This window comes from Herbaspirillum aquaticum, assembly GCF_002213425.1.
Classification (GTDB): domain Bacteria; phylum Pseudomonadota; class Gammaproteobacteria; order Burkholderiales; family Burkholderiaceae_D; genus Herbaspirillum; species Herbaspirillum aquaticum.
Map to the genome: position 1 here is coordinate 85,697 of NZ_NJGV01000023.1, position 22,470 is coordinate 108,166.

The following is a 22,470-nucleotide window of genomic DNA, read 5'->3' on the forward strand; positions in this document are numbered from 1 at the left end:
TTTGCATTCAAAGTTGGCTCATGTTCAGACCACAATCCTGCTCGTGACGGCGAGCCAGAGAACGGAGTGATCAATGTGGCCCTACTTGGAATTATTCGACGCTGGACCATCAGAGACCGCATCTCAGTTCGGGAGATCACCGGCAGGCCCGAGATTTCCCGCAAGGCGGTTCGCCGCTACATACGTGCCGAGGCCGGCGAACCCTCTTATCCCGCAAGGCATGCGCCAAGCTCTCTCGATTCCTTTGCCCGCAGACTTTCCACTCAGGCAGGCGCAGAGGCGGTCAAGTCTCGCAAGCTCAGACGAACCCTGAAACAGATGTCGCCGGTCTTGAGGGAGCGGGGTGATGAAAGGTCCGGTGACCGGATGGCTGCCTTCCGTAATCAATGGAAGGCGGATCAAATGGAGAGGGTCGACGCTGGGGGGTAAATCAACACTCTGGCAACTGAGATGCCAGCGCGCGCCGGCATCAACCATGAAGTAGTCCACTCATTTTCGAAAGGCAGACCATGTCAGATACACCTTCATTTTATATGCGTGTCAAGTTGAGCCCGCAGGCGTATGCCGCTTACCTGGAAAGCGATGGCGGCCTTCCCTCAGATTTCGACGATTGGGTCGGATGGCTGAAAACCAAGGGCAACTACAACCCGGAGGACATGCAGGCCCTTATCGCGGAATACAGCGAAGTTGAGTGCGGAGGTCAAACGGTCAAGGAATCGCTCGAAGGCTGGTGCTCATCGCAGTGCTATGGCCTGACCATGTCGACCTACAATTCCACAACCGGCATCTGGCAATTCAGCAGCCTTCATTTCTCCTACAGCGTCTATACCCTCTTGGTAAGTCTTCCGTTTTTGAGAAACGTTTGCCGCTACAAGGATACGCCGGACACGGATTATCTCTTGATCTACGATTTCCTGAATTATCCAACAGACCGTTTCGGCATATTCACCCTGGAGCAGGGGCGATCATCAATTGTAGAAAGCGTGCCCGAGGCCTTCGTTGCCGAAGCCAACGCCCATCTGTCCAAGCAGTATGACATCTGCATCCGCGCAAACCCCGACTGAGCCTCACAGCAGGCGCCGTATGCGAATCATTCCCCGGCGCCTGGGAGCGTTGTTGGCACGCTCTACCCGTGCCGCCTATGCTGATCCTCCCTGGCCCAAGTTAGCAAAAAAAAAGCGTGAATAGGGCCCTCCTCCGTGGCGCGCTTCATTCAATATCAAGGAGCAAAAAAAATCCCCGTATTCACGAGGATTTTAGTTTTTGGCGATTTCGGCAACGTGATGAAATTGCCTGAAACGGCTAAGTTGAATCAGACATTGAACAAGAAATTCATCACATCCCCATCCTTGACCACATACTCCTTGCCTTCCGCGCGCATCTTGCCCGCTTCCTTGGCACCGGCCTCACCCTTGAAGGCAATGAAGTCCTCAAAGGCAATGGTCTGCGCACGGATGAAGCCGCGCTCAAAGTCGGTGTGGATCACGCCAGCCGCCTGCGGGCCGGTCGCGCCCACCGGCACCGTCCAGGCACGCACTTCCTTGACGCCAGCGGTGAAGTAGGTCTGCAGGCCCAGCAGCTTGAAGGCCGCGCGGATCAGGCGATCCAGGCCCGGCTCTTCCATGCCCATGTCGGCCAGGAAGTCAGCCTTGTCGGCGTCGTCCAGGTCGGCGATCTCGGCTTCGATGGCGGCGCAGATGGCCACGATGGGCGCGTTCTGCTCCTTGGCGTAGGCGGTCAGCTGGTCCAGCAGCGGGTTGTCGGTGAAACCGCTATCCGACACGTTGGCCACGTACATCGCCGGCTTGGCCGTGATCAGGCACAGCGGCTTGATCAGCAGCATCTCTTCGGCATCCAGGCCCAGCGCGCGCACCGGCTTGGCTTCGTCCAGCGCCGGCATGATGCGCTCCAGCAGGGCCACCAGCTTGGCGGCATCCTTGTCGCCGGAACGGGCCTTCTTCTGCTCGCGGTGGATTGCCTTCTCGACCGTACCCATGTCGGCCAGTGCCAGTTCGGTCTGGATCACGGCGATGTCGTCCAGCGGGCTCACGCGGCCGGCCACGTGGATCACGTTCGGATCTTCGAAGCAACGCACCACGTTGACGATGGCGTCCGTCTCGCGAATGTGCGACAGGAACTGGTTGCCCAAACCTTCACCCTTGGAGGCACCCGCTACCAGGCCGGCGATGTCCACGAATTCGACCGTCGCCGGCAGGATGCGCTCGGGCTTGACGATCTCGGCCAGCGCCTTCAGACGCGGATCGGGCACTTCCACGATGCCGACGTTGGGCTCGATGGTGCAGAACGGATAGTTCTCGGCGGCGATGCCCGCCTTGGTCAGCGCGTTGAAAAGAGTGGACTTACCGACGTTGGGCAGACCCACGATGCCGCATTTGAGGCTCATGACAGATTCTTCCGAAAGCAAAACCGACATTGTAGCAAGCCGCACGCCCCAAGCCCCAGCTTTGCGATGCATCCTTCCGCAACCCCGCCCTGTGGTATCTCCCCATCACTGTTACCATGCGAGCCTTGATTCGCTTCCCAGGTATTGCCTGCAATGCAGCATTTCGTTGCAGGCGCGCCACGCAATGAGAATTTATTTTCATATGCAATATATAACTGACTCATTCGTCATCTAGTTGGCGGCAGGAAATAGTGGCTATTTGTAGTGAACCTGCTGCTAACTTGTAAAGAACAGGGCTTTTCGGCGGCTGTGATTTACAGGCTGTATTGCCTTCTTGAAAGCGATTTGTAAAATTTGCTCTACAATGTCGGTTTTCCCAAATCCTCAAAGAATCCCTTTGCCTGCTTTGACTAATATCGTCGAAATCCGCGATCTGCATTTCCGTTATGGCGACCGGCCTATCCTGACCGGTCTGCAGATGGACTTCCCGCGCGGCAAGGTGGTGGCAGTGATGGGCGGTTCCGGATCCGGCAAGACCACCATCCTGCGCCTGATCGGCGGGCAGCTGCAGCCGCAAGAGGGCAGGGTGGAAGTCGACGGCGAGAACGTGCCTTCGCTGGCGACCAGACAACTGTACGTGTTGCGCCGCAAGATGGGCATGCTGTTCCAGAACGGCGCGCTCTTTACGGACATGACGGTGTTCGACAACGTGGCCTTCCCGCTGCGCGAGCATACGGACCTGGATGAAACGCTCATCCGCGACCTGGTGCTGATGAAGTTGAACGCCGTGGGCCTGCGCAATGCCGCCTCGCTCAAGCCCGCCGAGATCTCCGGCGGCATGGCGCGCCGGGTGGCGCTGGCACGTGCCATCGCGCTCGATCCGGCCCTGATCATGTATGACGAACCCTTCGCCGGGCTCGATCCGATTTCCATGGGCGTGACCGCCAACCTGATTCGCCGGCTCAACGATGCCCTGGGCTCGACCTCGATCCTGGTGTCGCACGATGTCAACGAGTCCTTTGCCATTGCCGACTATGTGTATTTCCTGTCGGCCGGCAAGATCGTGGCGCAGGGCACACCCCAAGAGATGCGCGAATCCACCGATCCCTATGTGAAGCAATTTGTCCATGCCCAGGCCGATGGCCCGGTGCCCTTCCACTATCCCGGCAAGTCGCTGGCCGAGGACCTGGGCCTGGGAGGTGCAGCGTGATCGCCGGTTTCGTCAGCGGCTTGGGCCGCAGCGTGCGCGAGTTCGTGGTCGGCGTGGGTTTTGCTGCGCGCATGTTCATCAACATGCTGGGCGCGTCCCTGGGCCTGCTGCGCCGCCCGCGCCTCATTACCGACCAGATCCACTTCATCGGCAATTATTCGCTGGTGATCATCACGGTATCGGGCCTGTTCGTGGGCTTCGTGCTGGGTCTGCAAGGGTATTACACGCTCAACAAGTATGGTTCGGAACAGGCCCTGGGCCTGCTGGTGGCCCTGTCGCTGACCCGTGAGCTGGGGCCGGTGGTGACGGCGCTGCTCTTTGCCGGCCGCGCCGGGACCTCGCTGACCGCCGAAATCGGCCTGATGAAGGCCGGCGAGCAACTCTCGGCCATGGAAATGATGGCGGTGAACCCGCTGCAACGCGTGGTGGCCCCGCGCTTCTGGGCTGGCGTGATCGCCATGCCGGTGCTGGCGGCCATCTTCAGCGCCGTCGGTGTGCTGGGCGGCTATGTGGTCGGCGTGCTGCTGATCGGCGTGGATGACGGTGCCTTCTGGTCGCAGATGCAGGGCGGCGTGGATGTGTGGAATGACATCGCCAACGGCGTGCTGAAGAGCATCGTCTTCGGTATTGCCGTCACCTTCGTGGCACTGTTCCAGGGTTATGAAGCCCAGCCGACGCCCGAAGGCGTGGCGCGGGCCACGACCCGGACCGTGGTGATCGCCTCGCTGACCGTGCTGGGCCTGGATTTCCTGCTGACGGCGCTGATGTTCAGCTGAGTCGCCGCAGTACTTGGACAAGCGCCCGCTCGGGGCGCAATGATGTGAATAAAAGGGTAGAAAAAGGGTTCAATATGCAACGTAAATCTCTGGATGCCTGGGTAGGAATCTTCGTGCTGGCCGGTGTGGCCGCGCTGGCGTTCCTGGCGCTGAAGGTCGGCAACATGAGCTCGATGTCCTTCGGCCAGAAGACCTATGCCCTCAAGGCCAATTTTGACAACATCGGCGGCCTGAAGTCGCGCGCGGCCGTCAAGAGCGCCGGGGTGGTGGTGGGCCGTGTCGATTCGATCCGCTTCGATGACCAGACCTTCCGCGCGGTGGTCACGCTGAACATGGACGAGGGTTACAAATTCCCCAAGGACAGCTCGGCCAAGATCCTGACCTCCGGTCTGTTGGGTGAACAATACATCGGCATCGAGCCAGGCGGCGATACTGCTAACCTGGCCTCGGGCGATACGATTAAGATGACACAATCCGCCATCGTGCTGGAAAACCTGATCGGTCAATTCCTGTACAGCAAGGCGGCAGAGGGAAAGGATGATTCCAAATGAATCAAATGAATAAAAAAACCATCAACACCGCCTATGCAGGTCGTCTTGGCGCCTTCGCCCTGGCCGCCGCCGCCCTGACGGGCTGCGCCAGCACCGCCAACAATGCGAATGATCCGCTGGAAGGCTTCAACCGCACCATGTTCAGCTTCAACGACACGGTCGACAAAGTCGCCCTGAAGCCGGCCGCCCAAGCTTACGACACCGTGGTGCCGACCCCGATCCAGCATGGCGTGGGCAACTTCTTCGGCAACATCGGCGATGTCTGGTCGTCCATCAACCAGCTGCTGCAGGGCCGTATCGAACAGGGGGTCTCGACCTTCATGCGCGTGGCCATCAACACCACCTTCGGCCTGGGTGGCGTGCTGGATGTGGCGACCGAAGCCCGCCTGCCGCGTGAGAAATCCGATTTCGGCCAGACCCTGGGCAAGTGGGGCGTAGGCTCCGGTCCCTACGTGGTGCTGCCGTTCTTCGGCCCGTCCACGCTGCGCGACACCGCCGGCATGCCGGTGGACCTGTACGGCGACCTGTGGACCTACAAGCGTCCGGTCCGCTGGCGCAACGTCGGTGCGGTGGTGCGCATCGTCGACCGCCGTGCCCAGTTGCTGGATGCCTCGACCCTGCTGGAAGATGCCGCGCTGGACAAGTACGACTTCGTGCGCGATGCCTACCTGCAGCGCCGCCAGAGCCAGATCGACGGTGCCTCCGGCGGCCGCGAGCAGAAGGAAGAAGCCATCAAGCCTTGATGGCCGATGGCTTTCCCCTGCCGTGCGGCGGGGGAGGCCGCGGTTGCACCTGCGGCGCTGCAGTCTGGTCTTGAAATGCGGGCCAACTGCCCAATCTGCGCTGTCTGCCCAGTTTTTCTGTCCTCTCCGGACAATCTGTAACATCCGTGCCGAACTGTGACGGCGCGGGAACCCCGCTCCCGGGCGGGTTTCGAAGGACTTGCCGGCTGCCGTCGGCGCGCTGCACTGCGCGGCGCCCTTGGCGGCCCCGGCACCTCCTGCTGACTCGAATGGAAAACCGACTTATGAAGATGCTTACCAAACTTTTCGCCATTGCCGCCCTGGCTGTTCCTGCGCTGTCCTTCTCGGGCGCCGCGTCCGCCCAGGAAGCCCCGGATGCGCTGGTCAAGCGCATCAGCTCGGAAGTGCTGGATACCGCCAAGAACGACAAGGACATCCAGGCCGGCAACAACGCCCGCATCATGCAGCTGGTGGAGCAAAAGATCCTGCCCTACGTCGACTTCGAGCGCATGACCCAGCTGGCCGCCGGCCGCTACTGGCGCCAGGCCACCCCGGAACAGCAGAAGCAGCTGATCACCCAGTTCCGCAGCCTGCTGGTGTTCACCTACTCCGGCGCGCTGTCGCAGGTGCGTGACCAGAAGATCGAATTCAAGCCGCTGCGCGCCGCCCCCACCGATACCGAAGTGGAAGTGAACTCGCAGGTGATCTCCTCGCGCGGTGGCGAGCCCATCCAGCTGAGCTATCGCCTGGAAAAGAAGGCCGACGGCTGGAAGCTCTATGACGTCAACGTGCTGGGCGCCTGGCTGGTGGAAGCCTATCGCGGCACCTTCTCCAACGAGATCAACAAGGGCGGCATCGACGGCCTGATCAAGGCGCTGACCGACAAGAACCAGCAGCTGGCCGCACGCGGCAACGGCAAGAAGTAAGCCGGAAACAAGCCGTTATCGTTCATCGACCCATCTCCCGAACCGAAAGAACGCATCATGTTCAAGCCCGGCGCCTCGCTGACCTTCTCCAATGCCAGTACCGTCCTGCGCGAGGGCCTCTCGGCCATCGCCGCCGGCCAGGCCAGCATTGACGTCAGCGAGGTGGCCGTGGTCGATTCCTCGGCCGTGGCGACCCTCCTGGCCTGGCGGCGTGCCGCCGCAGGCCGTGGTGCCGCACTGGATTTCGGCCCCTTGCCGGCCAACCTGCAGAGCCTGGCTGATCTCTACGGCGTGACCGCCCTGTTGCAAGGTGCAGCCGCGCCGACCTCCGCTACCGATCGACATCACTGATCGCCTTTTCCCTTGCGGCCCGGGCTCCCGGGTGCCGGGAAGCCTGTGCTGCGGCGGCCCGGAATATCGAATTCCCCTATAATCGAAGGTTTTGCAGGCGCGCTGGCGGCGTTGGCACGCGGATTCCGTTTCCGCCAGGTACTCTCCCGCCCGTCGACATCAGCAAGACTTTCCGGCTATTTCATAGCACAACGACAACATGACTGCGCCCCATGCTTCCCCTGTTGGGAGTGGCGCGGCCAAGGCGAGGCGGACAGCGGATTCCCTGGTGGAACTCCTGGCTCCTTATTTCTTTCAGGCAAGTAACGTATTGAACGGGCGAGGCAATGGCCGCTCTCCAAATCACAGACATCAAGAAGCGCTACCAGTCCCTGCAGGCGCTGGGTGGCGTGTCGCTGGCAATCGAAGAAGGTGAATTCTTCGGTCTGCTCGGCCCCAACGGCGCCGGCAAGACCACGTTGATCTCCATCATCGCGGGCCTCAACCGGGCCGATTCCGGTTCGGTCACCATTCACGGACATGACGTGGTCAGCGACTATCGCGGGGCGCGCATGAACCTGGGCGTGGTACCGCAGGAACTGGTCTTCGATCCCTTCTTCACCGTGCGCGAGACCTTGCGCATGCAGTCCGGCTATTTCGGCCTGACCAACAATGACAAGTGGATCGACGAGGTCATGGAAAACCTCGACCTCACCAACAAGGCCGATACCAACATGCGCGCGCTCTCCGGCGGCATGAAGCGGCGCGTGCTGGTGGCCCAGGCGCTGGTGCACAAGCCGCCGGTCATCGTGCTCGATGAGCCGACTGCCGGGGTGGACGTGGAACTGCGCCAGACCCTGTGGCAGTTCATCGGCCGCCTCAACCGCGAGGGGCATACCATCGTGCTGACCACACACTACCTGGAAGAAGCCCAGGCCCTGTGCAATCGCATTGCCATGCTCAAATTCGGCAAGGTGGTGGCGCTGGATTCGACCGATGCGCTGATCCGCCGCATCTCCGGTTCGCAGATGGTGCTGCGCCTGAAGCGCGGCAGCCTGCCTGATGGCTTGAAGGCGCTGGTCACCCATCCCGAAGAGCTGCTGGCCGGCAATGCCGCCAACAAATACACGCTGCGCGTGAATGACTACAAGGAAGTCGAACCCATCCTGGCCACGCTGCGTGCCTCTGGCGCGGAGATCGACGATCTGCAATTGCAGCAGGCCGACCTGGAAGACGTCTTCATCCAGATCATGGGAGATGAAAAATGATCGGTTTCCGTACCCTGTTCTACAAGGAAATCCTGCGTTTCTGGAAGGTCGCCACCCAGACCATCACGGCCCCCATCGTCACGGCCCTGCTGTACCTGCTGATTTTCGGCCACGTGCTGCAGGACCGCGTGCAGGTCTATCCGGGCGTGAACTACACCGGCTTCCTGGTGCCGGGCCTGGTGATGATGAGCGTGCTGCAGAATGCCTTTGCCAACAGCTCGTCTTCGCTGATCCAGTCCAAGATCACCGGCAACCTGGTGTTCGTGCTGCTGACCCCGCTGTCGCACTGGGAGCTGTTCGGCGGCTACGTGCTGGCGGCCGTGGTGCGCGGCCTGATGGTGGGGGCGGGCGTGTTCGTGGTGACCGTCTGGTTCGGTCACCTGGACTTTGTCGCGCCGCTGTGGATCCTGGTGTTCGCTCTCCTGGGCGCCGGCATCCTGGGCACCATGGGTTTGATCGCCGGCATCTGGGCCGAGAAGTTCGACCAGCTGGCGGCGTTCCAGAATTTCCTGATCGTGCCGCTGACCTTCCTGGCCGGCGTGTTCTATTCGATACACTCGCTGCCCCCGTTCTGGCAGGCGGTATCGCATTTCAACCCGTTTTTTTATATGATCGACGGTTTTCGCTACGGCTTCTTCGGCCAGTCCGACATTCCCCCCATGACCAGCCTCGGTATCGTCGCCGTGTTCTTCGTGGCGCTGTCGACCCTGGCCGTACGCATGCTCAAGAGCGGCTACAAGCTGCGCGCAGGTTCGCATTGAAAACGCCGCGCCCCGCCATCTCCCCCATTCCCGTGAAGAGCCTCAACATGCTACCCACACCTGAACTCGTCAAAAGCTATATCGCCGCCGGCCTCGACTGCCAGCACCTGGAAGTGGAGGGTGATGGCCAGCACTTCACCGCCGTCATCGTCGCCGAGGCTTTCGCCGGCAAGCGCCTGATCCAGCGCCATCAGCTGGTCTATGCCGCCCTGGGCGACCGCATGCGTGAAGAAATCCATGCCTTGTCGATGAAGACCCTGACCCCCGAAGAATTCCAGAAATAAGGCAACACGATGGACAAGCTTTTGATCCGTGGCGGCAAGCGCCTCTCCGGTGACGTCACCATTTCCGGTGCCAAGAACGCCGCCCTGCCCATCCTGTGCGCAGGCCTGCTCACCGATGGCGACCTGGTGCTCTCCAATGTGCCGCACCTGCAGGACGTGGTCACCATTACCAAGCTGATGAGCCAGATGGGCCTGCGCGTGCGCGAGAACGGCGAGCAGCTGGTCCTGAACGGCAACGACATCACCCGCCCGGAAGCGCCGTATGAGCTGGTCAAGACCATGCGTGCCTCGATCCTGGTGCTGGGCCCCTTGCTGGCGCGCTTCGGCCAGGCCAAGGTATCGCTGCCCGGCGGTTGCGCTATCGGTTCACGTCCGGTGGACCAGCACATCAAGGGACTGCAGGCGATGGGCGCGGAAATTCATATCGAGGCCGGCTACATCCATGCCAAGGCCAAGCGCCTGAAGGGCGCGCGCATCGTCACCGACATGATCACCGTGACCGGCACCGAGAACCTCTTGATGGCCGCCGCCCTGGCCGATGGTGAAACCGTGCTGGAAAACGCCGCGCGCGAGCCGGAAGTGGGCGACCTGGCGCACCTGCTGGTGAAGATGGGCGCCAAGATCGAGGGCATCGGTACCGACCGCCTGGTGATCCAGGGGGTGGAGAAGCTGCACGGCGCCGAGCACGAAGTCATCGCCGACCGTATCGAGACCGGTACTTTCCTGTGCGCTGTCGCGGCCACCGGCGGCGACGTGACCCTGCACCGCACCCGCGCCGGATTGCTGGATGCCGCCATGGACAAGCTGCGCGATGCCGGTGCCATCCTCACTTCGGGTGAAGACTGGATCCGTATCCAGATGGCGCGGCGTCCCAAGGCGGTGAGCTTCCGTACCACCGAATATCCGGGCTTCCCGACTGACATGCAGGCGCAGTTCATGGCCTTGAACTGCCTGGCCGAAGGCACCAGCCACGTCACCGAAACGATTTTCGAGAACCGCTTCATGCACGTCCAGGAATTGAATCGCCTGGGTGCGGCCATCGATGTGGAAGGCAATACCGCCATCGTCAGCGGCGTGGAAAAATTCCTCGGTGCACCCGTGATGGCGACCGACCTGCGCGCTTCGGCCTCGCTGGTCATCGCCGGCCTGGCTGCGCAAGGCGAGACCGTGGTGGAACGCATCTACCACCTCGACCGCGGCTATGACCGCATGGAAGCCAAGCTGTCGGCCATCGGTGCCGATATTGAACGCATCAAGTAATTGACGGACCCCAGAAAACGCACACCATCATGACCCAACAACTGACGCTGGCGCTGTCCAAGGGCCGTATCTTCGAAGAGACCCTGCCGCTGCTCAAGGCTGCCGGCATCACCGTAGCCGAGGATCCCGAATCTTCGCGCAAGCTGATCCTGCCGACCAATGACCCCGACGTGCGCGTCATCATCGTGCGCGCCTCGGACGTGCCGACCTACGTGCAATACGGCGCGGCCGATTTCGGCGTGGCCGGCAAGGATGTGCTGATGGAACACGGCGGTGAAGGCCTGTACCAGCCCATCGACCTCAACATCGCCAAATGCCGCCTGTCGGTGGCGGTGCAGGAAGGTTTCGACTACGCCAATGCAGTGCGCCAGGGTGCGCGCCTGCGCGTGGTGACCAAGTACGTCAACACCGCGCGCGAGCACTTCGCCGCCAAGGGCGTGCACGTGGACCTGATCAAGCTGTATGGCTCCATGGAACTGGGCCCGCTGGTGGGCCTGTCGGACGCCATCGTCGACCTGGTCAGCACGGGTGGCACGCTGCGCGCCAACAAGCTGGTGGAAGTCGAGCACATCATCGACATCTCCTCGCGCCTGGTGGTGAACCAGGCCGCGCTGAAGTTGAAGCGCGAGCGCCTGCAGCCGATTCTCGATGCCTTCGAGAAGGCTTCCAAGGCCAAGTAATCCCACGACCCCAGATATCTTCGCAGAGCAGGTGAGACCATGAGCATTGCCATCCGAAAACTCGATTCCGCCGATGCCGGCTTCCGTGACAAGCTGTCGGCCGTGCTGGCCTTTGAAGCCAGTGAAGATGAGGCCATCGATCGCGCTGCAGCGACCATCCTGGCCGACGTGAAGGCGCGCGGCGATGTCGCCGTACTGGAATACACCCAGCGCTTCGACCGCCTGCAGGCCGCTTCCGTGGCTGGCCTGGAAATCGGCAAGGATGCCCTGCAAGCCGCACTGGCAGGCCTGCCCGAGGCGCGCCGCCATGCGCTGCAGACCGCCGCCGACCGCGTGCGCGCCTATCACGAGCGCCAGAAGAAGGAATGCGGTTCAGATGGTTTCCTGTATCGCGAAGCCGATGGCACCGAGCTGGGCCAGAAGGTCACGCCGCTGGATCGCGTGGGCATCTACGTGCCGGGCGGCAAGGCCGCCTATCCTTCGTCGGTATTGATGAATGCGATTCCGGCCAAGGTGGCCGGTGTGCAGGAAGTCATCATGGTCGTGCCGACCCCGGATGGCGTGAAGAATGAACTGGTGCTGGCCGCAGCCGCCATTGCCGGCGTGGACCGTGTCTTCACCATCGGTGGTGCGCAAGCCGTGGGCGCGCTGGCCTATGGCACCGCCACCATCCCGCAGGTGGACAAGATCGTCGGGCCCGGCAATGCCTACGTGGCCGCCGCCAAGCGCCGCGTGTTTGGCGTGGTCGGCATCGACATGATCGCCGGACCTTCGGAGATCCTGGTGATCTGCGATGGCGCCACCGATCCCGACTGGATCGCCATGGACCTGTTCTCGCAAGCCGAGCACGATGAACTGGCGCAATCCATCCTGCTGTGCCCGGATGCGGACTACATCGCCAAGGTCGAAGCCTCCATCAACCGCCTGCTGGAGGACATGCCGCGCAAGGACGTGATCCGTACGTCGCTCACCGACCGGGGCGCCCTGGTCAAGGTGCGCGACATGGAAGAAGCCTGCGAGATCGCCAACATGATCGCCGCCGAGCACCTGGAGATTTCCGCCCAGGAGCCGCAGCAGTGGGCGGACCAGATCCGTCACGCCGGTGCCATGTTCCTGGGACGCTTCTCCTCCGAGTCCCTGGGCGACTACTGCGCCGGTCCCAACCACGTGCTGCCGACTTCGCGCACGGCACGCTTCTCCTCGCCGCTGGGCGTGTATGACTTCCAGAAGCGTTCGAGCATCATCCGCGTCTCGGAAGAGGGCGCGCAGACGCTGGGCAAGATCGCCGCCGAGCTGGCCTACGGTGAAGGCTTGCAGGCCCACGCCCGCTCGGCCGAACTGCGGCTCAGGAAGTGACATGATGACTGCCGCCACCGACTCCCTCGCAGGTGCCGGCTGGCTGGACCGCGTATTCTGCGAGGATGCGCTCTCGGCCACCGCTGGCCTGGCGCGCATTCCCGATGGCAGCGTCGACCTGATGATCGCCGATCCGCCCTATGGGCTGGGCAAGGATTACGGCAACGATTCCGACAAGCTCGATACCGCTGCTTACCTGTCGTGGACAGAACAGTGGATCGATGCCGCGCTGCCCAAGTTGAAGCCCAATGGCAGTCTCTACATCTTCCTGACCTGGCGCAATTCGCCGGAAATCTTCGTGATGCTCAAGCAGCGCATGACCATGGTCAACGAGATCATCTGGGATCGCCGCGTGCCCTCCATGGGCGGCAGCACCCGGCGCTATTCCTCGGTGCATGACACCATCGGTTTCTTCGCGCGGGCCAAGGATTATTTCTTTGATCTCGATGCCATCCGCATTCCCTACGATGCCCAGACCAAGAAGGCGCGTTCACGCTCCATCTTCGTCGGGGCCAAGTGGCTAGAAATGGGCTACAACCCCAAGGATGTGTGGAGCGTCTCCCGCCTGCATCGCGAACATAAAGAGCGCGCCGACCATCCCACGCAAAAACCCCTGGAAGTGGTGGAGCGCATGGTCAAAGCCTCATGCCCGCCCGGCGGCGTGGTGCTCGATCCCTTCATGGGCAGCGGCACCACGGCCGTGGCAGCACGCCGTTGCGGGCGCCACTTCACCGGGTTTGAACTCAATCCCGATTATTGCGAACTGATCCGCCAGCGTCTCGACGCTCTCGATGCGCCGGCGCCTGCGAGCCTAGATGATGAATCCCTCCAAGCCTGAGACCGTGGACGAGCTGGTAGCCAATGTGATCCGCCCGCTGGTGCGCGGCTGGCAGTCCTATCACGTGCCCTCGGCCGAAGGGATGGTCAAGCTCGATGCCATGGAAAATCCCTACCTGCTGCCACCGGCCTTGCGTGAGGAACTGGCGCAGCGGCTGGCCGCACTGGAACTGAACCGCTATCCGGTGCCGTCCTATACCCGCCTCAAAGCCGCCATCTGCGCGCAACTGGGTGTGCCTGCGGGCTATGACGTCCTGCTGGGCAATGGTTCGGATGAGCTCATCACCATGCTCTCGGTGGCCTGTGCCATCCCGGGGCGGACCATCCTGGCGCCGGAACCGGGCTTCGTCATGTATGGCGTCTCCGCAAAAATGGCCGGGCTGGATTATGTGGGCGTGCCATTGCGTGCGGACCTGACGCTGGACCTGCCCGCGATGCTGGCCGCCATCGAGGCGCACAAGCCGGTCATCACCTGGCTGGGCTATCCCAACAATCCGACCGGCACGCTCTATCCGATGGCTGACGTGCTGCGCATCATCGAAGCGGCCGCGCCCTATGGCCTGGTGGTGGTGGACGAGGCCTACCAGCCTTTTGCCGCCTCCACGCTCATGCCGGCATTGCCGCAGCACAACAACCTGGTGGTGATGCGCACCGTCTCCAAGCTGGGGCTGGCGGGCATCCGCCTGGGCTACCTGTCGGCGGCCCCGGCGCTGTTGCGCGAATTGGACAAGGTACGTCCGCCCTACAACGTCAACATGCTCACAGAAACCGCGGCGCTGTTCGTGCTGGAGCACCTGCAGGTGCTGGAGGCGCAGGCGGCGCAGCTGCGTGAGGCGCGCAGCGTGCTGGCGGCCGAACTGGCGGCGCTGGAGGGGGTGGAGGTGTTCCCTTCGGCGGCCAATTTCATCCTGATCCGCGTCCCGGATGCCGATAAAGTCTGCGCCGCCTTGTTGGCGCGCAGGGTACTTGTCAAAAATGCCGGTAGAATGCACGTATTGCTGCAAAACTGTTTGCGCATTACCGTCAGCACGGATGAAGAAAACGCCATCTTCCTGACGGCCCTGAAAGATGCACTGCGCGAGCAGTGAAGGTTTGAAGGTCCACCGCAGGCAAGCAGGCATCACGCATTACCAACGATAGAACCCCGTCCAACCCCGACCATGTCTACACCGAGAACCGCCGAAGTCGTCCGCAATACCAACGAGACGCAGATCCGCGTTGCGATCAACCTGGATGGCACCGGCCAGCAGAAGCTGGATACCGGCGTGCCCTTCCTGGATCACATGCTGGACCAGATCGCCCGCCACGGCCTGATCGACCTGGACATCCACGCCAAGGGCGACCTGCACATCGACGCGCACCATACGGTGGAAGACGTGGGCATTACCCTGGGCATGGCGTTTGCCAAGGCCATCGGCGACAAGAAGGGCATCCGCCGCTACGGCCACGCCTACGTGCCGCTGGACGAAGCCCTGTCGCGCGTGGTGATCGATTTCTCCGGCCGTCCCGGCCTGGAATACCACATTCCCTTTACCCGCTCGATGATCGGTTCCTTCGATGTGGACCTGACCAGCGAGTTCTTCCACGGTTTCGTCAATCATGCGCAGGTGACCCTGCACGTGGACAACCTGCGTGGCGTGAATGCCCACCACCAGGCCGAAACCGTGTTCAAGGCCTTCGGCCGCGCGCTGCGCATGGCCGTGGAACTCGATCCGCGCGCTGCGGGTACGATTCCGTCCACCAAGGGCAGCCTGTAAAACGCAGGGTATCGCTAACTCATCTGGGTTTTCCGGCGCGCGAGCGCCGTTCAATGTCGCCATGAATAAAATTGTTGTAGTCGATTACGGCATGGGCAACCTGCGCTCGGTGGCGCAGGCGCTGCGCCATGTCGCGCCTGAAGCCGACGTGCGCATCTCCGGCGAGGTCGCCGATATCCGCGCCGCCGACCGCGTGGTCCTGCCCGGCCAGGGTGCCATGCCCGATTGCATGCGCAGCCTGCGTGAATCGGGTGTGCAGGATGCGGTCCTGGAAGCGTCCCGTACCAAGCCGCTGTTCGGTGTGTGCGTGGGCGAGCAGATGCTGTTCGACTGGAGTGAAGAAGGTGACACGCCCGGCCTGGGCCTGTTGCCCGGCAAGGTCGTGCGCTTCGAGCTCGAAGGCGTGCGCCAGGATGATGGATCGCTGTTCAAGGTGCCGCAGATGGGCTGGAACCATGTGCACCAGACCAGAGCCCATCCGCTGTGGGAAGGGATCGCCGATAACGCCTTCTTCTATTTTGTCCACAGCTATTACGCCGTCCCGGCCGAATCGTCGCAGATCGTTGGGCAGACTCCCTATGGCCGTGACTTCGCCTGTGCCGTGGCCCGCGATAATATATTTGCAACCCAGTTCCACCCGGAAAAAAGTGCCTCGGCGGGTTTGCAGCTGTATCGGAATTTCGTACACTGGAAACCTTGATTTTTTGCCTTTCAGGCAAGAACCTCGCCGCAGACCGTCGCCACCCCTTCTTTTTTACTGACTAGTCATCCCCTAGCCATGCTGCTCATACCCGCCATCGACCTGAAAGACGGTCATTGCGTACGCCTCAAACAAGGTGATATGGACCAAGCCACCGTTTTCTCCGAAGATCCGGCGGAAATGGCCCTGCACTGGCTCAAGCAGGGCGCGCGCCGCCTGCACCTGGTGGACCTCAACGGTGCCTTCGCCGGCAAGCCCAAGAACGAGGCGGCGGTCAAGGCCATCTTGAAGGCGGTCGCCAGCTTCGCCGAAGAGAACGACGTCGAGGAAATCCCGGTGCAACTCGGTGGCGGCATCCGCGACCTGGACACCATCGAACGCTACCTGGACGACGGCCTCTCCTACATCATCATCGGCACCGCCGCGGTGAAGAATCCCGGCTTCCTGCATGACGCCTGCAGCGCTTTCCCCGGCCAGATCATCGTGGGCCTGGATGCCAAGGACGGCAAGGTTGCCACCGATGGCTGGAGCAAGCTGTCCGGCCACGAAGTGGTGGACCTGGCGCAGAAGTTCGAAGGCTATGGCTGCGAAGCCATCGTCTACACCGACATCGGCCGCGATGGCATGATGGGCGGCGTCAACATCGAGGCCACGGTGCGCCTGGCCCAGGCCGTGACCATTCCCATCATCGCCTCCGGCGGCGTGCACCATGTGGGCGACGTCGAGGCGCTGTGCCGGGTCGAGGATGAAGGCATCGAAGCCGTCATCTGCGGCCGCTCCATCTACGAAGGAACGCTGGACCTGCGCAGCGGCCAGGATCGTGCGGATGAACTGACGCGCGAACTGGAAGCCAACCGCCTGTCCGGCAGCAAATAACATGGCCCTTGCAAAACGCATCATCCCTTGCCTGGACGTGACCGCGGGTCGCGTGGTCAAGGGCGTCAATTTCCTGGAGCTGCGCGATGCCGGCGATCCGGTCGAGATCGCGCGCCGCTACGACGAGCAGGGTGCCGATGAGCTGACCTTCCTCGACATCACCGCGTCCTCCGATGGCCGCGACCTGATCCTGGACATCATCGAAGCCGTAGCCTCGCAAGTCTTCATTCCCCTGACGGTGGGTGGCGGCGTGCGCGCGGTGGAAGATGTGCGTCGCCTGCTCAACGCCGGCGCCGACAAGGTCGGCATCAATACCTCGGCCGTGACCAATCCGCAGCTGGTGGCCGATGCCGCCAACAAATATGGCTCGCAATGTATCGTGGTGGCCATCGACGCCAAGCGTGCCGGCGACGGCAAGTGGGAGGTCTACACCCACGGCGGGCGCAAGGCCACTGGCCTGGATGCGGTGGAATGGGCGCGCAAGATGGCGCAGCTGGGTGCGGGCGAGATCCTGCTGACCAGCATGGACCGTGACGGCACCAAGAGCGGCTTCGACCTCGACCTGACCCGGTCGGTCTCGGAAGCGGTCAGCATCCCCGTGATTGCTTCGGGTGGCGTGGGCGGCCTGCAGGACCTGGCCGACGGCATCACCAAGGGCAAGGCCGATGCGGTGCTGGCCGCCAGCATCTTCCACTATGGCCAGCACACCGTGCAGGAAGCCAAGCGCTTCATGGCCGACCAGAACATTTCCATGAGGCTGGCATGAGCATCAGCGCCAAATGGCTCAACAAGGTCAAATGGGACGAAGTCGGCCTGGTGCCGGTGATCGCCCAGGAAGTCGGATCCAATGATGTGCTGATGTTCGCCTGGATGAACCGCGAGGCGCTGGCGCGCACCGTGGAGATCGGCCAGGCGGTCTACTGGAGCCGCTCGCGCAAGAAGCTCTGGCACAAAGGTGAAGAATCGGGTCATTTCCAGAAAGTGCACGAAATCCGCCTGGACTGCGACGAAGACGTGGTGCTGCTCAAGGTCGAGCAGGTGGCCGGGATTGCCTGCCATACCGGCCGTCATTCCTGCTTCTTCCAGAAATTCGAAGGCAGCGCCGACAGCGGCGAATGGGTCACGGTGGAGGCGGTCCTGAAGGACCTGCCGCCCGGCGCCGGTGGCGGTCCCGTGACCGCAGCGGCCGCCGAGCCGGCTGCCAAGCCCAAGCGCGTGCGCAAGACCATCCCCAAGCCCGTGGACAGCGACAAGACCCCATCATGAGTGAAACCCTGAAGCGACTGGCCGACGTCATCGAGTCGCGCAAGCTGGCCAACGGCGGCAATCCCGAGAAATCCTACGTCGCCAAGCTGTTCTCCAAGGGCGATGACGCCATCCTCAAGAAGATCGGCGAGGAAGCCACCGAAACCGTGATGGCCGCCAAGGATGCCCGCGTCTCCGGCGACAAGTCCAAGGTGCTCTACGAGTGCGCTGACCTGTGGTTCCATTCCATGGTCCTGCTGGCGCAGTTCGAGCTGAGCCCGCAGGATGTGCTCAACGAACTGGCGCGCCGCGAAGGCCTCTCGGGCCTGGAAGAAAAGGCTGCCCGCAAGGACTGAACGTCCTGCGCACTTCCCCATCCCCTTGTTTCCCAGGAGTACGGCGTTGGATAATTGTATTTTCTGCAAGATCGCAGCAGGCCAGATTCCCTCGAAGAAGATCTACGAGGACGAGGACCTGATCGCCTTCCACGACATCAACCCGGCCGCGCCGGTGCATTTCCTGATCGTGCCGCGCCAGCATGTGGCAACGCTGGCCGATTGCGGTGAGCAGCATGCCGCCTTGCTGGGCAAGATGCTGGCCCTGGCGCCGCGCCTGGCGGCCGAGCAGGGCTGCGGTTATGGGGTTGACGCCGAAGGGAAGCCCACCGGCGGTTTCAAGACCTTGGTCAACACCGGACCGGATGGTGGCCAGGAGGTGTACCATCTGCACATGCACGTGATTGGCGGCCCGCATCCCTGGCGGGTACGGTTCGTGCAACAATAAGGATTCGCCGGCCCGGGGGCTGGCAGGTTTCACTTGTACACAGGGCAGGGATGTCCGCTTAGGAGAAGAGAATGGGTTCGTTCAGTATTTGGCATTGGCTGATTGTTCTGGTGATCGTGATGCTGGTCTTCGGCACCAAGAAGCTCGGCAACATGGGTTCCGACCTGGGCAAGGCAGTCAAGGGCTTCAAGGATGGCGTCAAGGGTGGCGAGGAAGATCCGGCCAAGAAGGACCCGGCCATTGACGTGCAGGCCAAGGAAAAGGACAAGTCCGGCAGCTGATCAGGCCGCCCGCCAGCCCTCCTGGCGGGCATGCATGGGCCCGCATCATGATTTGCAGCGGGCACTCCCGTCTTCAAGCGCATGGCGCGCCCGCGTTGTCCTCTTAATGTCCACACAGACTCATGATTGATATCGGCCTTACCAAGCTGGCCTTGATCGGCGTGGTCGCGCTGGTCGTGATCGGCCCCGAGCGCCTGCCCAAGGTGGCGCGCATGGCCGGCACCCTGTTCGGCCGCGCCCAGCGCTACATCAACGACGTCAAGTCCGAAGTCAGCCGCGAGATGGAACTCGACGAGCTGCGCAAGATGCACAAGGATGTGCAGGACGCCGCCAGCGACGTCAGCAACAGCATTCACAAAAGCATGTCCGATACGGAAGCGTCGATCAATGACGCCTGGAACGGCGGCGACGATTCCCCGGTGTCCGACAGCAGCAGTGCCGGCAGCAGCTGGACCCGCACGCCTGACCCCTCCCTGCATGCGATCAAGGCCAAGGCCTTCCGCCGCAAGAAGCTCTCGCGCACCACCGGCGTGCCGGCCTGGTACAAGCACCAGAGCGGCCACAAGACCCGCGTGATCTCGGCCTCGGCACGGGTGGCCAAGTATCGCCGTCCGGTCGGTGTGGGCAAGTCGGCAGGTTTCTTCTAATTTGGCGCAGCGCGTCTCACTTCATCAGAATTCCGACCCCATGGCTGAAGAAAACACCCAGGCCGAAGACACCTTCATCTCGCACCTGATCGAATTGCGCAGCCGTATCGTCAAGGCGGCCGCGGTGGTGCTGGTGGTGTTCCTCTGCCTGATGCCGTTCGCGGCCCACATCTTCGACGTGCTGGCCGCGCCGATGATCCATGCGCTGCCCGCCGGCAGCAAGATGATCGCCACCGGCGTGATCACCCCCTTCCTGATCCCCATCAAGGTCACCATGCTGGTGGCCGTGCTGATCTCCTTGCCCTGGGTGCTGTACCAGCTGTGGGCCTTCGTGGCGCCCGGCCTGTATGCGCACGAGAAGCGCCTGATCGCGCCGCTGGTGATCTCGTCCTCGCTGCTGTTCGTGGCCGGGGTGGCGTTCTGCTACTTCTTCGTCTTTGGCGTGGTCTTCCCGTTCATCAACAACTTTGCGCCCAAGTCGGTCTCGGTGGCACCGGACATCGACAGCTACGTCGACTTCGTGCTGACCATGTTCGTGGCTTTCGGCGTGACCTTCGAGGTGCCGGTGATCGTGATCGTGCTGGTGCGCATGGGCCTGGTGCCGCTGGCCAAGTTGAAGCAGATCCGTCCCTACGTGATCGTCGGTGCTTTCATCATCGCCGCAGTCGTCACGCCGCCGGACGTGATGAGCCAGCTGATGCTGGCCGTGCCGCTGGTGCTGCTCTATGAAGTGGGCCTGCTGGTGGCACCGATCTTCGAGCGTGCCACGCGTGCGCCGGAGGCGGAACCTGGCAGTTCCGTGCCTACCGAATAAGCCTGGCGACTCCCGAATAAACAAAGCCCGCTCGATGATGAGCGGGCTTTGTTGTTTCTGGCGTCAGCAGAGGCTGCGGGATGAAACCCTCACTCTTCCATGGTCACCAGCGGAATTTCGCGCAGCCATTGCACCAGCGGATAGGCATCCTTGAAGCCTTCCAGCACCTGCTTTCCAAGGTCGGCCGGAATCTTCTTGCGGATGTCTTCTTCGGTCCAGACGATGAAGCTCTTGAGCTTCACATACTCGATATTGGGGGTGTCCGGATCGAAGCCCTTGGGCGGGCGCTGCAGTTTGCCTTCTTCCTGCAGGTCGCCATATGTCGCAACAAGCTTCTTGTTCTTGCGCATCTTGGTGAAGCCCGCTGCATCCTCCACCACGCGATTGCGGATGGCGCGCAGGCGCGGCGTCGGCGGCAGGTATTCGCCGCCGGCGATGAGCAGTTGCCCCGCTTCATTGATGTGGAAGTAGTAGGCCGGACCGCCGCCCTGGCTGGGCTTCTTCAATCCGCTGGCCGTGATGGCTGCCGAGAAGTGCGTCTTGTACGGGCGCTTGTCATGGGAGAAGCGCATGTCACGGTTGATGCGGAACAGCGCCTTCTTCGGATTGCAGCCGGCGATGGCCGGATCGAACTTGCTGATCTCGGCGATGAGCTTGATGGTCAGCGCCAGGAATTCCTCGCGCAGGATGTCGTAGCGCGGCTTGTTCATGACGAACCAGGCGCGGTTGTTGTTTTCGGACAGTTCCCCGAGGAACTGGATCAGGTCACGCACATGCATGGATCGGGCTCTCCTGGCTCATTCTTCGTCGGCATCATCGTTCTTGGGCGGCGGCGGACGCTTGCCCACGGTGATGTTCAGCTTGGTTTCCTGCGCCTTGCGCAGCACCGTCATGGCGATCTGCTGGCCCGGCGTCAATTGCGCGATGACGTTGAGCATCTCGGTGGTATCGGCCACCGGCTTGTCGTCGATGCTCACCAGGATGTCGCCCGGACGCATGCCCGCGCGGTCAGCCGGACCGCCCTTGAGCACGCCGGCGATGATGGCACCGGTCTTCTTGCCCAGGCCGAAACTCTCGGCCAGTTCCGGCGTGATGTCCTGCGGTTCCACCCCGATCCAGCCGCGCACCACCTGGCCGTGGCTGATGATGGCTTCCATCACGGTCTTGGCGGTGGACATCGGGATTGCAAAGCCGATCCCCAGGTTGCCGCCGGTGCGCGAATAGATGGCCGTGTTGATGCCCAGCAGGTTGCCATTGGTATCGACCAGCGCACCACCCGAGTTGCCGGGATTGATGGCGGCATCGGTCTGGATGAAGTTCTCGAAGGTATTGATGCCCAGGTGATTGCGGCCCAGCGCCGAGACGATGCCCATGGTCACCGTCTGGCCCACGCCGAAGGGGTTGCCGATGGCCAGCACGACGTCGCCCACCGAGCTGTTTTCCGGATGGCCCAGGGTGATGGCCGGCAGGTTCGGCAGGTCGATCTTGATGACCGCCAGGTCCGTCTCGGGATCGATGCCGACCACCTTGGCACCGGCCTTGCGGCCGTCGGCCAGGGCCACTTCGATCTTGTCGGCGGCTTCCACCACGTGGTTGTTGGTGAGGATGTAGCCTTGCGGGCTGACGATCACGCCCGAACCGAGGCTGGATTGCTTGTCATCCTGCTGCTGTTCGTCGAACTGGTCGCCGAAGAACTTGCGGAAGAACGGATCGTTCTGGAAGGGGCTCTTCTGCGGTCGCGCTTCGGTCGTGGTGAAGATATTGACCACCGAGGGCATGGCCTGGCGCGCAGCGTGGCGATAGGAGTCCAGGGCGGGCGCGGCGGGTGTGGCTTCCTGCATCTGGATGGTGGACTGGGCAGGGCGTGCACGCGAAGTGAAGGATCCGGACAGCCAGTCCGGCTTCAAGGTCGCTACAATGAACCACACCGCCAGACCCACTGTCACGGTCTGGGCAAACAACAGCCATAAACGTCGCATAA

General features: G+C 62.3%; 27 protein-coding genes and 1 pseudogene. 25 read left to right on the plus strand and 3 right to left on the minus strand.

All coding sequences use genetic code 11. The annotated features are described in order from the left end of the window. The first annotated feature begins 509 nt into the window (after positions 1 to 509). The gene (locus CEJ45_RS20160) at positions 510 to 1,064 is read left to right on the plus strand and encodes a hypothetical protein (protein ID WP_088756876.1); all 555 of its coding nucleotides are present in this window, start codon (positions 510 to 512) and stop codon (positions 1,062 to 1,064) included. Between the two features lie 248 nt (positions 1,065 to 1,312). Here CEJ45_RS20160 and ychF read toward each other — a convergent pair whose 3' ends face one another. Then, positions 1,313 to 2,404, minus strand: a complete 1,092-nt coding sequence (gene ychF, locus CEJ45_RS20165) for a redox-regulated ATPase YchF (protein WP_088756877.1) — start codon at positions 2,402 to 2,404, stop codon at positions 1,313 to 1,315. Between the two features lie 406 nt (positions 2,405 to 2,810). On the opposite strand from ychF, the gene CEJ45_RS20170 reads away from it, so the two are divergent. The 24 genes and pseudogenes from CEJ45_RS20170 to tatC all read left to right on the plus strand — a co-directional run bounded on the left by CEJ45_RS20170 (position 2,811) and on the right by tatC (position 20,489). Next, positions 2,811 to 3,614, plus strand: coding sequence for an ABC transporter ATP-binding protein (locus CEJ45_RS20170; RefSeq protein WP_187697722.1), 804 nt, complete (start codon positions 2,811 to 2,813; stop codon positions 3,612 to 3,614). Next, positions 3,611 to 4,390: a lipid asymmetry maintenance ABC transporter permease subunit MlaE gene (gene mlaE / locus CEJ45_RS20175; RefSeq protein WP_088756878.1), complete on the plus strand. Its 780-nt coding sequence runs from the start codon at positions 3,611 to 3,613 to the stop codon at positions 4,388 to 4,390. Before CEJ45_RS20170 ends, mlaE begins: the two co-directional genes overlap by 4 nt. A gap of 74 nt (positions 4,391 to 4,464) precedes the next feature. Then, positions 4,465 to 4,941, plus strand: coding sequence for an outer membrane lipid asymmetry maintenance protein MlaD (mlaD, locus tag CEJ45_RS20180; protein WP_088756879.1), 477 nt, complete (start codon positions 4,465 to 4,467; stop codon positions 4,939 to 4,941). A 5-nt stretch (positions 4,942 to 4,946) separates the two neighbouring features. After that, positions 4,947 to 5,684 carry an MlaA family lipoprotein gene (locus CEJ45_RS20185; protein WP_088756880.1) on the plus strand — a complete coding sequence of 246 codons (738 nt, stop codon included), beginning with the start codon at positions 4,947 to 4,949 and terminating at the stop codon, positions 5,682 to 5,684. Between the two features lie 284 nt (positions 5,685 to 5,968). After that, on the plus strand, positions 5,969 to 6,610 hold the full coding sequence (locus tag CEJ45_RS20190) for an MlaC/ttg2D family ABC transporter substrate-binding protein (protein WP_088756881.1): 642 nt from the start codon (positions 5,969 to 5,971) through the stop codon (positions 6,608 to 6,610). Between the two features lie 57 nt (positions 6,611 to 6,667). Continuing rightward, the gene (locus CEJ45_RS20195; protein ID WP_088756882.1) at positions 6,668 to 6,961 is read left to right on the plus strand and encodes an STAS domain-containing protein; all 294 of its coding nucleotides are present in this window, start codon (positions 6,668 to 6,670) and stop codon (positions 6,959 to 6,961) included. A 326-nt stretch (positions 6,962 to 7,287) separates the two neighbouring features. Then, complete coding sequence (locus CEJ45_RS20200; RefSeq protein ID WP_088756883.1) at positions 7,288 to 8,208, plus strand: ABC transporter ATP-binding protein; 921 nt, start codon at positions 7,288 to 7,290, stop codon at positions 8,206 to 8,208. Then, a complete protein-coding gene (locus CEJ45_RS20205; RefSeq protein WP_034330737.1) occupies positions 8,205 to 8,969 on the plus strand; it encodes an ABC transporter permease in 765 nt (254 codons plus the stop codon). The genes CEJ45_RS20200 and CEJ45_RS20205 overlap by 4 nt, the downstream gene beginning before the upstream one ends. A gap of 47 nt (positions 8,970 to 9,016) precedes the next feature. Continuing rightward, positions 9,017 to 9,253, plus strand: coding sequence for a BolA family protein (locus CEJ45_RS20210; RefSeq protein ID WP_017453768.1), 237 nt, complete (start codon positions 9,017 to 9,019; stop codon positions 9,251 to 9,253). A gap of 9 nt (positions 9,254 to 9,262) precedes the next feature. Then, the gene (murA, locus tag CEJ45_RS20215) at positions 9,263 to 10,513 is read left to right on the plus strand and encodes a UDP-N-acetylglucosamine 1-carboxyvinyltransferase (RefSeq protein ID WP_088756884.1); all 1,251 of its coding nucleotides are present in this window, start codon (positions 9,263 to 9,265) and stop codon (positions 10,511 to 10,513) included. Positions 10,514 to 10,542: 29 nt separating this feature from the next. Continuing rightward, positions 10,543 to 11,193: an ATP phosphoribosyltransferase gene (gene hisG, locus CEJ45_RS20220; RefSeq protein WP_008332468.1), complete on the plus strand. Its 651-nt coding sequence runs from the start codon at positions 10,543 to 10,545 to the stop codon at positions 11,191 to 11,193. A gap of 39 nt (positions 11,194 to 11,232) precedes the next feature. Then, positions 11,233 to 12,549 (plus strand): histidinol dehydrogenase, encoded by a 1,317-nt coding sequence (hisD, locus tag CEJ45_RS20225; protein WP_088756885.1) that lies wholly within the window; start codon positions 11,233 to 11,235, stop codon positions 12,547 to 12,549. 1 nt (position 12,550) lies between these two features. Further along, on the plus strand, positions 12,551 to 13,387 hold the full coding sequence (locus tag CEJ45_RS20230; protein WP_088756886.1) for a DNA-methyltransferase: 837 nt from the start codon (positions 12,551 to 12,553) through the stop codon (positions 13,385 to 13,387). Then, positions 13,368 to 14,474: a histidinol-phosphate transaminase gene (hisC, locus tag CEJ45_RS20235; protein WP_088756901.1), complete on the plus strand. Its 1,107-nt coding sequence runs from the start codon at positions 13,368 to 13,370 to the stop codon at positions 14,472 to 14,474. Before CEJ45_RS20230 ends, hisC begins: the two co-directional genes overlap by 20 nt. Before the next feature lie 72 nt (positions 14,475 to 14,546). Beyond that, on the plus strand, positions 14,547 to 15,143 hold the full coding sequence (gene hisB / locus CEJ45_RS20240; protein WP_013235995.1) for an imidazoleglycerol-phosphate dehydratase HisB: 597 nt from the start codon (positions 14,547 to 14,549) through the stop codon (positions 15,141 to 15,143). Between the two features lie 61 nt (positions 15,144 to 15,204). Next, positions 15,205 to 15,843 carry an imidazole glycerol phosphate synthase subunit HisH gene (gene hisH / locus CEJ45_RS20245; RefSeq protein WP_088756887.1) on the plus strand — a complete coding sequence of 213 codons (639 nt, stop codon included), beginning with the start codon at positions 15,205 to 15,207 and terminating at the stop codon, positions 15,841 to 15,843. 78 nt (positions 15,844 to 15,921) lie between these two features. After that, a complete protein-coding gene (hisA, locus tag CEJ45_RS20250) occupies positions 15,922 to 16,719 on the plus strand; it encodes a 1-(5-phosphoribosyl)-5-[(5-phosphoribosylamino)methylideneamino]imidazole-4-carboxamide isomerase (protein WP_034330777.1) in 798 nt (265 codons plus the stop codon). A gap of 1 nt (position 16,720) precedes the next feature. Continuing rightward, positions 16,721 to 17,485 carry an imidazole glycerol phosphate synthase subunit HisF gene (gene hisF, locus CEJ45_RS20255; RefSeq protein ID WP_034330780.1) on the plus strand — a complete coding sequence of 255 codons (765 nt, stop codon included), beginning with the start codon at positions 16,721 to 16,723 and terminating at the stop codon, positions 17,483 to 17,485. Continuing rightward, positions 17,482 to 17,865: pseudogene (hisI, locus tag CEJ45_RS20260) on the plus strand (phosphoribosyl-AMP cyclohydrolase); the annotation flags it as partial. The gene hisF and the pseudogene hisI, both read left to right, overlap by 4 nt. 116 nt (positions 17,866 to 17,981) lie before the next feature. Further along, positions 17,982 to 18,320, plus strand: coding sequence for a phosphoribosyl-ATP diphosphatase (locus CEJ45_RS20265; protein WP_008332436.1), 339 nt, complete (start codon positions 17,982 to 17,984; stop codon positions 18,318 to 18,320). A gap of 46 nt (positions 18,321 to 18,366) precedes the next feature. Further along, positions 18,367 to 18,747, plus strand: coding sequence for a histidine triad nucleotide-binding protein (locus CEJ45_RS20270; RefSeq protein WP_034330788.1), 381 nt, complete (start codon positions 18,367 to 18,369; stop codon positions 18,745 to 18,747). Positions 18,748 to 18,818: 71 nt separating this feature from the next. Beyond that, positions 18,819 to 19,028 carry a Sec-independent protein translocase subunit TatA gene (tatA, locus tag CEJ45_RS20275; RefSeq protein WP_039783860.1) on the plus strand — a complete coding sequence of 70 codons (210 nt, stop codon included), beginning with the start codon at positions 18,819 to 18,821 and terminating at the stop codon, positions 19,026 to 19,028. A gap of 122 nt (positions 19,029 to 19,150) precedes the next feature. Continuing rightward, positions 19,151 to 19,675, plus strand: coding sequence for a Sec-independent protein translocase protein TatB (gene tatB / locus CEJ45_RS20280; protein ID WP_088756889.1), 525 nt, complete (start codon positions 19,151 to 19,153; stop codon positions 19,673 to 19,675). 40 nt (positions 19,676 to 19,715) lie between these two features. Continuing rightward, on the plus strand, positions 19,716 to 20,489 hold the full coding sequence (gene tatC / locus CEJ45_RS20285; RefSeq protein WP_088756890.1) for a twin-arginine translocase subunit TatC: 774 nt from the start codon (positions 19,716 to 19,718) through the stop codon (positions 20,487 to 20,489). 89 nt (positions 20,490 to 20,578) lie between these two features. Here the strand turns inward: tatC and CEJ45_RS20290 are convergent, their stop codons facing one another. Together CEJ45_RS20290 and CEJ45_RS20295 are read right to left on the minus strand one after the other, a co-directional pair. Then, the gene (locus CEJ45_RS20290) at positions 20,579 to 21,268 is read right to left on the minus strand and encodes a DUF2461 domain-containing protein (RefSeq protein WP_088756891.1); all 690 of its coding nucleotides are present in this window, start codon (positions 21,266 to 21,268) and stop codon (positions 20,579 to 20,581) included. Between the two features lie 18 nt (positions 21,269 to 21,286). After that, positions 21,287 to 22,468: a Do family serine endopeptidase gene (locus CEJ45_RS20295; RefSeq protein ID WP_088756892.1), complete on the minus strand. Its 1,182-nt coding sequence runs from the start codon at positions 22,466 to 22,468 to the stop codon at positions 21,287 to 21,289. Between the last annotated feature and the right edge of the window lie 2 nt (positions 22,469 to 22,470).

Excerpts from the sequence above, each read along its gene's own strand:
- CEJ45_RS20295 (WP_088756892.1), bottom strand. The coding sequence starts at position 22,468 with ATGCGACGTTTATGGCTGTTGTTTGCCCAGACCGTGACAGTGGGTCTG.
- CEJ45_RS20195 (WP_088756882.1), top strand. The coding sequence starts at position 6,668 with ATGTTCAAGCCCGGCGCCTCGCTGACCTTCTCCAATGCCAGTACCGTC.
- tatA (WP_039783860.1), top strand. The coding sequence starts at position 18,819 with ATGGGTTCGTTCAGTATTTGGCATTGGCTGATTGTTCTGGTGATCGTG.
- CEJ45_RS20210 (WP_017453768.1), top strand. The coding sequence starts at position 9,017 with ATGCTACCCACACCTGAACTCGTCAAAAGCTATATCGCCGCCGGCCTC.
- hisC (WP_088756901.1), top strand. The coding sequence starts at position 13,368 with ATGAATCCCTCCAAGCCTGAGACCGTGGACGAGCTGGTAGCCAATGTG.
- hisD (WP_088756885.1), top strand. The coding sequence starts at position 11,233 with ATGAGCATTGCCATCCGAAAACTCGATTCCGCCGATGCCGGCTTCCGT.
- CEJ45_RS20200 (WP_088756883.1), top strand. The coding sequence starts at position 7,288 with ATGGCCGCTCTCCAAATCACAGACATCAAGAAGCGCTACCAGTCCCTG.
- hisB (WP_013235995.1), top strand. The coding sequence starts at position 14,547 with ATGTCTACACCGAGAACCGCCGAAGTCGTCCGCAATACCAACGAGACG.
- CEJ45_RS20265 (WP_008332436.1), top strand. The coding sequence starts at position 17,982 with ATGAGTGAAACCCTGAAGCGACTGGCCGACGTCATCGAGTCGCGCAAG.
- hisH (WP_088756887.1), top strand. The coding sequence starts at position 15,205 with ATGAATAAAATTGTTGTAGTCGATTACGGCATGGGCAACCTGCGCTCG.
- murA (WP_088756884.1), top strand. The coding sequence starts at position 9,263 with ATGGACAAGCTTTTGATCCGTGGCGGCAAGCGCCTCTCCGGTGACGTC.
- CEJ45_RS20160 (WP_088756876.1), top strand. The coding sequence starts at position 510 with ATGTCAGATACACCTTCATTTTATATGCGTGTCAAGTTGAGCCCGCAG.
- tatC (WP_088756890.1), top strand. The coding sequence starts at position 19,716 with ATGGCTGAAGAAAACACCCAGGCCGAAGACACCTTCATCTCGCACCTG.
- CEJ45_RS20205 (WP_034330737.1), top strand. The coding sequence starts at position 8,205 with ATGATCGGTTTCCGTACCCTGTTCTACAAGGAAATCCTGCGTTTCTGG.
- CEJ45_RS20190 (WP_088756881.1), top strand. The coding sequence starts at position 5,969 with ATGAAGATGCTTACCAAACTTTTCGCCATTGCCGCCCTGGCTGTTCCT.
- hisF (WP_034330780.1), top strand. The coding sequence starts at position 16,721 with ATGGCCCTTGCAAAACGCATCATCCCTTGCCTGGACGTGACCGCGGGT.
- CEJ45_RS20185 (WP_088756880.1), top strand. The coding sequence starts at position 4,947 with ATGAATAAAAAAACCATCAACACCGCCTATGCAGGTCGTCTTGGCGCC.
- hisG (WP_008332468.1), top strand. The coding sequence starts at position 10,543 with ATGACCCAACAACTGACGCTGGCGCTGTCCAAGGGCCGTATCTTCGAA.
- CEJ45_RS20290 (WP_088756891.1), bottom strand. The coding sequence starts at position 21,268 with ATGCATGTGCGTGACCTGATCCAGTTCCTCGGGGAACTGTCCGAAAAC.
- ychF (WP_088756877.1), bottom strand. The coding sequence starts at position 2,404 with ATGAGCCTCAAATGCGGCATCGTGGGTCTGCCCAACGTCGGTAAGTCC.
- mlaD (WP_088756879.1), top strand. The coding sequence starts at position 4,465 with ATGCAACGTAAATCTCTGGATGCCTGGGTAGGAATCTTCGTGCTGGCC.
- CEJ45_RS20230 (WP_088756886.1), top strand. The coding sequence starts at position 12,551 with ATGATGACTGCCGCCACCGACTCCCTCGCAGGTGCCGGCTGGCTGGAC.
- hisA (WP_034330777.1), top strand. The coding sequence starts at position 15,922 with ATGCTGCTCATACCCGCCATCGACCTGAAAGACGGTCATTGCGTACGC.
- tatB (WP_088756889.1), top strand. The coding sequence starts at position 19,151 with ATGATTGATATCGGCCTTACCAAGCTGGCCTTGATCGGCGTGGTCGCG.